Here is a 7,534-nt window from a genome sequence, read left to right as displayed (position 1 = left end):
CCGGAGCGTACGTAGTTGTCGATGTCCTTCCACGCGATCAGGCCGGCACCCTGGAACACCTTGGCGACCGGCGCGGAGACCTTGGTGACCGCGGTGAAGTCGCCGGCCGGGATGTCGACCATGAAGATGTTCTTGGCGGTGTTGATGGCCTGGTACGTGTCGCCGGCCTGGCCGGTCACCGCGAGCTTGCCGTCGGCCACCGCGTAGTTGCCGGTGTCCTCGTTCGTCACGCCCCAGTCGGCGGCGAGACCGCTGCCGTCGAAGTCGTCGCGCCATCCTGTCGTCGTGGGATCCGCTGCGTCCGCGGTCTGCGGTGACAGTGTTGTTAGCGTTAACAATGCGGCAATGGCAAAGAGGATGCCGTGCCGCATGGAGCGCCGTCCGGTGGTGGTGGCCTGGATACTCACAATGTGCCTGCTCTCGAACGTGGTGCCGACAACGGATGGTGAAGCGGAGTGGAAAACCGGGCGGCACCACCCCGCTGGAGGAGAGGAGGTGGTGCCGCCCGGGCCTTAGCGGACGCGGATCGTGACCGAGTCCGAGCTGGGGAGCACGCCGGCGGATCCTCGGTACGAGAACCGGAACGTGTGCAGACCTCTCTTGACGACGCGATAGCTCGACGACAGCTTGCCGTCGCGCAACGAGAGGGTCTTGATGTGCCGACCGCGATAGGAGATGTCGACCTTGCCGTCGGGGACGACGCCGCTGGCGCTGACCGTCGCGCGGAGCCTGACAGTCGTGCCGCTGCGCACCGAGGTGTCACTCAGCGACGCGCGCGTGCGACTGATGGCCTTGGCCACCTTGACCGTCTCGGCCGAGACCGCGGTGCCGGGCGTGACGCCGTCCTTGGTGACGGTGACCTGGACCGAGATCCGGTGGCCGGCATCCTTGCCGCCCAGCCGGTACGTCCGGGCGACGGCACCGCTGATCGGCACGCCGTCGCGCAGCCACTGCCGCGAGAACGTCAGGCCGGTCTGGTCCCACTCACCGTCGTACGCGGTCAGCAGGGCCCCGACCCGCGGGACGCCGAGCACGACCGGTGCGATCGTCGCCACCGGCGCCGGGCCCGGTCCGGGATCGACTGCCTCGTCGATCTGGACGGAGTCCGTCGCGCCCTGGTTGCCGGCCACGTCGGTGGCACGGAACTCCACGGTGTGAGCCTCACCGTCGACCTCGACCGGCGTGGTGTACGCCAGCCAGTCGCCGCCGTCGAGGCGATACTGGATCGCGGCGACTCCCGAGTCGTCGTCAGATCCGGTCAGCGTCACGGTGCGGTCGTCGAGCTGGTCGGTCACGGTCGGGTCGGTGAGGTCGACCTTGACGGCGAGCGACGAGACGTCGCTCCACTGCAGGTTGTCGCCCTGGGCCCGGTAGTCGATGCCGTACGTTCCGGCGTCGAGCGTGACGGGAGCGTCGTACGTCGTCCAGTCGCCCTCACCGATGCGGTACTGCAGCTTCTTGACGCCCTCGCCACCGGTGAGGGTCAGCGCAGCACCCTTGCCGTACCAGCCGCTGCTGCCGGCGTGCGAGACGGCAGCCTGCGGGGCCGCTCCCTCGTACGTCAGCGGGTCGACGCTCTCGAGGGTCGGAACGACCTTCTTGATCGTGCCGTCGGCGTTGAAGTGCAGCCGGTCGATCGTGGTCTCCCGGTGTGTGCCGTCGCCGCCGGGCATGCCGAACCGGTGATACGCGATGTACCAGTCGTCGGTGCCGGGGACCTGGATGATCGAGTGGTGTCCCGTGCCGAGGATGCCCAGGCTGGTGTCCTTGTTGAGGATCTCGCCCTGGTTGACGAACGGGCCGGTCGGGCTGTCGCCGATGGCGTAGCCGACCCGGTAGTTCTCGCTGCCGGTGTCGTCGATCGACCACGAGGCGTAGTACTTCCCGCCCCGCTTGTTCATGAACATGCCCTCGCGGAAGTTCGTGAGTCCCGTGAGCTCGACGCGCTTCGACACGTCGTACGACGTCATGTCCGCGTTGAGCGGGACGACGTACGCCTTGCCGTTGCCCCAGTACAGGTAGGACGTGCCGTCGTCGTCGGTGAACACCGCCGGGTCGATCTGCTGGGCGTTGTTGTAGTCGGCCTTGCTGACGAGCGGCTTGCCGATCGGATCCGTGAACGGTCCGAGCGGCGAGTCGGAGACGGCGACGCCGATGTTCTGCTGCGCCGAGAAGTAGAAGTAGTACTTCCCGTCCTTCTCAGTCGCGGTCGGAGCCCAGGCGTTGCTGTCAGCCCACGAGATGTCCGGACCGAGGTCCAGGATCGTGTCGTGCTCGGTCCAGTCGACCAGGTTCTTGGACGACCACACCTTGAACTTCGAGCTGCCCCAGCCGGGGAACCCGTCGGTCGTGGCATAGATGTAGTAGGTGTCGCCGAACCGCACGATGTTCGGATCGGCATTGAAGCCCGGCAGGATCGGCGACTTCATCTCGATCGCGCGGACCTTCCAGTCGCGGGTCTCTCCCCCGGCGGCCGTGACGGTGAACGTACGCTCGGAGCTCAGGTCGATCGGTCCGGTCACCTCGGGCGTGATGGTCGACGTCGAGGCGATCTCGAACGTCGGCTGCAGCGCCTTCAGGTCCGTGCCCTTCTTGACCGGCAGCGTGACGGTGCCCGACGCCGCGTCGATGATCGGGTCGATCTTGAGGCTGTCGAGCGCCACGCCGGTGATCGCCGTCGGGTCTGCGCCGAGGTCCCGGACCTCGGTCGCGGACAGCGCACGGTTGTAGATGCGGAAGTCGCGGACCTTGCCCTTGAGGTACTTGTCGGCGTTGTAGACCGAGCGGCCGATGTAGTTGGCCGTCGTACGTCCCGCGCCGATGTCGCCGGGCACGATCGTGACGCCGGTCTTCTCGCCGACCTTGACGCCGTCGAGGTAGATCGTGGCGGTGCCGTCCTTCAGCGTGTAGGTCAGCGTCTTCCAGGCACCCCGCGGTGCGGCCGCGTTGTCCGTGGCGGTCTGCTCGGTCGTCCAGTTGCCCGTCGCGATCGACGTCTTGTAGTTGGTGTTGCCGGTCGTGAACAGGTAGCCGTTGCCGACGCCGCCGGAGTCGGTGTTGCCGAGACCCCAGATGAAGTACGGATTCGCCTGGGTGGGATCGATCCACACCTTGGTCGAGACCGTGATCTGGTTGAGTCCGGCCATCAGGTTGTCGGGGAGCTTGACGTGGCCGTTTGTCCCGCCCAGGTTGAGCGATCCGTCGGACCACGTGGCGTCGCCGCTGAGGGTCGCGTCATAGCCGTTGCCGGACGAGTCCTTGGCCGTCGTCCCGGACGTGTCGTCGAGCGCGTACTGCGCGATCACGCCGTCCGCGTTGGCCTTGGCCGGCTCGGGATCGTTGCGCAGACGCTTGAGCTCCTCGGCCGTGACCGGGATGACCGTTCCGTGGCGCGGGCTGCCCGGCAGCTTGTAGCTGGGTGCGACCTTCCAGTCCGGCGCATCGAGGTTGTCGGTGCCGAGCGGGATGTAGCCGCGTCCGCCGTACTCGTCGGTGAACAGGTAGTACTTCGAGCCCGAGGTGTCTCCCTCATTGGCCTTGAACGCCGTCGGTCCCTCGACCGCGGACGTACCGGCATTCTTGCCGATGCACGAGTCCGTGATGGTCCACGCCGGGTTGTTGATGTCCCAACCGGGCACGCTGGCGTCGTCAGCCTCGAGCAGGTCGTCGTTCTTCTCCTGGATGATGTCGGAGCACCCCGTCACGCCGCCCTCGTCCTTGGTGAAGCGGTGGTAGGTGGCGCCGTCCTTGATGACGGTCGAGTCGATGCGCGAGGCGCCGAAGTCCTGCCAGATCTTGGGCTTGCTGAACGTCCGGAAGTCGCGCGTCGTGGCGTACAGCATCTTCTGGTACGTCGATCCGGTGTGGTTGGTGTCGCTCTCGGCATACAGCTTCGAGGCCCAGAACACGACGTACGAGCCGAGCTCGTCGGACCAGAACGCCTCGGGCGCCCAGGTGTTGCCCGCGGTGTCCGGCGAGACCTTGACGTGGCGCTGCTCGGACCAGGTCACCAGGTCGGTCGACTCCCAGACCTCGAGGTACTTGCTGCCGGTGCGCTGCGAGGCGTCCCAGTTGGTGCTGTCGATGTCGAGGTCCGTCGCGATGAGGTAGAACTTGTCGCCCTCGGGAGAGCGGATCAGGAACGGGTCGCGCAGGCCGGTCGTGCCCTTCGTCGACTTCAGCACCGCCTTGCCGGCGTTGAGCTCGTCCCACTGCAGGGCGTTGTTGCCCCGGCTCGCGGCGAAGTAGATGCTCTCGTCGCCGAACGTGAAGTAGCTGAACGCGTAGCCGGCGTACGGACCCAGGTTGGGCTTGGGCGTCACCGTGGCGGTGATCTCCCGGGTGGCGGTGGCCGACCCGACGGTCACGGTCGCGGTGAGGTGGACCGTCGCGGGGTCCGAGCCGTTGGCCGGCCGGTGCACGACGCCGTCGGTCTCGATCACCGACTCGTTGTCGGAGGCCCACGCGATCGTCGAGCCGTGGCTGCCGCTGGTGGGCAACGTGATGTTGCCGCGTATGTCGTCGACGTCGGGGATGTTGATGGCCGCCGCGTCGGCGTCGGCCTTCTCCTGGTCACCCTCGGCCGGCAGCACGGTCGCTCCGAACGTCTTGGTGTCGGTGGCGGTGCCGCGGGTCAGCGTCGCGGTGAGCGTGACGCTTGCCGGGTCGTCGGTCGGGGCCGGGCGCGTCACGGTGCCGTCGTTGGCGATGACTGCGGTGTTGCTCGAGCTCCACGTGATGGTCGAGCCCCGGTCGCCCTTGGTGGGCAGCGTGATGTTGCTCGTCACCGCCGAGAGGTCACCGAGTGACAGCGCAGCCTTGTCGGCGGCGACCAGGTCGGCGTCGGACGGCGCCAGCGAGGCGACCTCGGAGGCCGACAGCGCACGGTCGTAGATGCGGAAGTTGCGCACCTTGCCCTTGAGGAACCGGTCGGCCGCGTAGTTGGACTTGCCGATGTTGTTGTTGGTCGTCGTACCGCCGCCGATCGCGCTGGGTGCAACTGTCACGGCGGTGTTCTGCGCGACCTGGACGCCGTCCTCGTACAGCGTGCCGGTCGTCCCGGTCTGGGTGTAGGTGACGGTCTTCCAGACGCCGCGCGCGAGGGCGGAGCCCTTGCTGGTGACCTTCTCGCCCGACCAGTTCGTCAGGGTCAAGCCCGTACGGAAGGCGTCGCCGCTCGCGAAGAAGTAGCCCGTGCCGGAGGACGAGGAGGCCGTGTTGCCGAAGCCCCAGATGAAGTACGGCGTCGCCTGCGTCGGCTCGATGTAGACCTCCGTCGACACCGTGATCGACGAGAGCCCGGCCATGATGTTGTTGGGCAGCTTGACGTGGTCGTCCGTGCCGTCGAGCGTCAGCCCGCTCGCCCCGCCCCACGTGCCGCCACCCGTGAGCGTGCCGTCCTTGCCGTTGCCCGAGGAGTCGACCACGGTCGTGCCGGACTCCTGCGTCAGGTCGTACTTCAGCACGAGGCCGTCGGTGACATCAGCATTGGCGGTCATCGGCAGGCCGACGACCAGGCTCGCGACCAGCGCGAAGACCGCGACGATCGCGGATGTGACGCGGGTCACAGAGCGAAAATGGGTAGGGCTGCTCATGATGTCTCCTGGGGAGGGCGGTTGGGGTGAGGGTCAGAGGCCGGCGGCGAGCCGGTAGTACGCCTGGTTCCAGCGGAGCTCTCTGAGGAAGCTCTTGGGCGTCGTTTCCGCGTTGATGTGCAGCAATTCGGTGCTCAGGATCTCGGCGAGATCGTCGAACTCCTCGATTCCGACCGCAGTCGACAGCACCGTGTGGTGCGGCCCGCCGGCCATGATCCAGGCCTCTGCGGCCGTCGCGAGCGACGGATGCGCCTGCCAGACCGCGCACGCGACCGGCAGCTGCGGCAACGGCTCATCGGGCTCGACGAGCGTGATGTCGTTGGCCGTGAGCCGGAACCGGTCACCCATGTCCGAGAGTCCCACGACGATGCCCTCGCCCTGATCGGCGATGAACCGCATGCGTACGGGATCCTCGCGGCCGCCGATGCCCAGGGGGTGCACCTCGATCGTCGGCTTGTTCGACGAGATCGTGGGGCAGACCTCGAGCATGTGGGCGCCGAGCGACTTCTCGTTGCCCGGCTCCAGGTGGTACGTGTAGTCCTCCATGAACGACGTGCCGCCGGGGCGGCCGGCGGCCATGGCCTTGGTCGTCCGCACGAGGACCGATGTCTTCCAGTCGCCCTCGCCGCCGAAGCCGTAGCCGTCGGCCATCAGGCGCTGGACCGCGAGCCCCGGCAGCTGGCGCAGCCCGCCGAGGTCCTCGAAGTTCGTCGTGAACGCGCCGAAGCCGCCCTCCTCGAGGAACTGCCGCATGCCGGCCTCGACCCGAGCGCCGTAGCGCAGCGACTCGTGGCGCGACCCGCCGACGCGCAGCTCGGCCGCGACGTCGTAGAGGTCCTGGTACTCGCCGACGAGCTTGTCGACGACGGTCTCGTCGACCGCGTCGACGACCGCGACCAGGTCGTTGACGCCGTACGTGTTGACCGAGACGCCGAACCGCAGCTGGGCCTCGACCTTGTCGCCCTCGGTGACCGCGACGTCGCGCATGTTGTCACCGAAGCGGGCGAGCTTGAGCGTACGCATCTCGGCGGCACCCGTGGCGGCGCGGACCCAGACGGCGATGCGCCGTCCGACGTCAGGGTTGCTGACGTGACCGACGACAGTCTTGCGGGCCATGCCGAGCCGGGTCTGGATGTAGCCGAACTCCCGGTCGCCGTGCGCGGCCTGGTTGAGGTTCATGAAGTCCATGTCGATCGTGGACCACGGGATGTCTCGGTGTGCCTGCGTGTGCAGGTGGAGGAACGGCTTGCGCAGTGCGTCGAGGCCGTTGATCCACATCTTGGCCGGCGAGAACGTGTGCATCCAGCCGATCAGGCCGATGCACGCGTCGTCGGCGTTCGCCTCGAGGATCGTCCGGCGGATCGCGTCGGACGAGGTCAGGACGGGCTTCCACACGATGCGGATCGTGAGGTCAGGGTGGGCGGCCAACGTCGCGGCGACCTCACGCGACTGGTCGGCGACCTGCCGCAGCGTCTCCTCGCCGTAGAGGCCCTGGCTTCCGGTGAGGAACCAGATCTCGCGTGCGGCGGTGCTCATGGACGTCTCCTTCTCGTGGGTCGCGGGGCTCACTGGCCGTACGCGTTCTGGTAGCGGTCGAACAGGCTGGCGATCTTCTCCGGCGGGATGGGCACCGGTTCGCCGAGCTGCCGGGCGATGTGGGTCGTGCGTGCGACGTCCTCGCACATCACGGCGGCCTTGACCGCCGAGCGGGCGTCCTTGCCGATCGCGAAGACGCCGTGGTTCTGCATCAGGACTGCCGGCGAGTTGCTGTCGCGCAGCGTGTCGACGATGCCGCGGCCGATCGAGTCGTCGCCGATCAGGGCGAACGGGCCGACCGGGATCTCGCCGCCGAACTCGTCGGCCATCATCGTGAGCACGCACGGGATCGGCTCGGCACGCGCGGCCCAGGCCGTGGCGTACGTCGAGTGGGTGTGCACGAC

4 protein-coding genes are annotated in these 7,534 nt (G+C 67.7%); all 4 read right to left on the bottom strand.

Features of this window, described 5'->3' with window-relative positions:
- Positions 1-371: hypothetical protein (locus V6M46_RS05265; protein WP_442880449.1), on the bottom strand; the 371-nt coding region annotated here is incomplete at its 3' end.
- Positions 372-512: 141 nt separating this feature from the next.
- Positions 513-5,567, bottom strand: a complete 5,055-nt coding sequence (locus tag V6M46_RS05260) for a family 43 glycosylhydrolase (protein WP_332662729.1) — start codon at positions 5,565-5,567, stop codon at positions 513-515.
- Between the two features lie 60 nt (positions 5,568-5,627).
- Positions 5,628-7,130, bottom strand: a complete 1,503-nt coding sequence (gene araA, locus V6M46_RS05255) for an L-arabinose isomerase (RefSeq protein WP_332662728.1) — start codon at positions 7,128-7,130, stop codon at positions 5,628-5,630.
- A gap of 29 nt (positions 7,131-7,159) precedes the next feature.
- Positions 7,160-7,534, bottom strand: a 375-nt coding sequence (locus V6M46_RS05250; protein ID WP_332662727.1) for a class II aldolase/adducin family protein, incomplete at its 5' end; no start/stop codon positions are given.

The sequence above is a fragment of the Aeromicrobium sp. genome (assembly GCF_036676885.1).
Taxonomy (GTDB): Bacteria; Actinomycetota; Actinomycetes; order Propionibacteriales; family Nocardioidaceae; genus Aeromicrobium.
The sequence above is the reverse complement of the archived record's forward strand: the minus strand, read 5'-3'. Positions and strand labels throughout refer to the sequence as shown.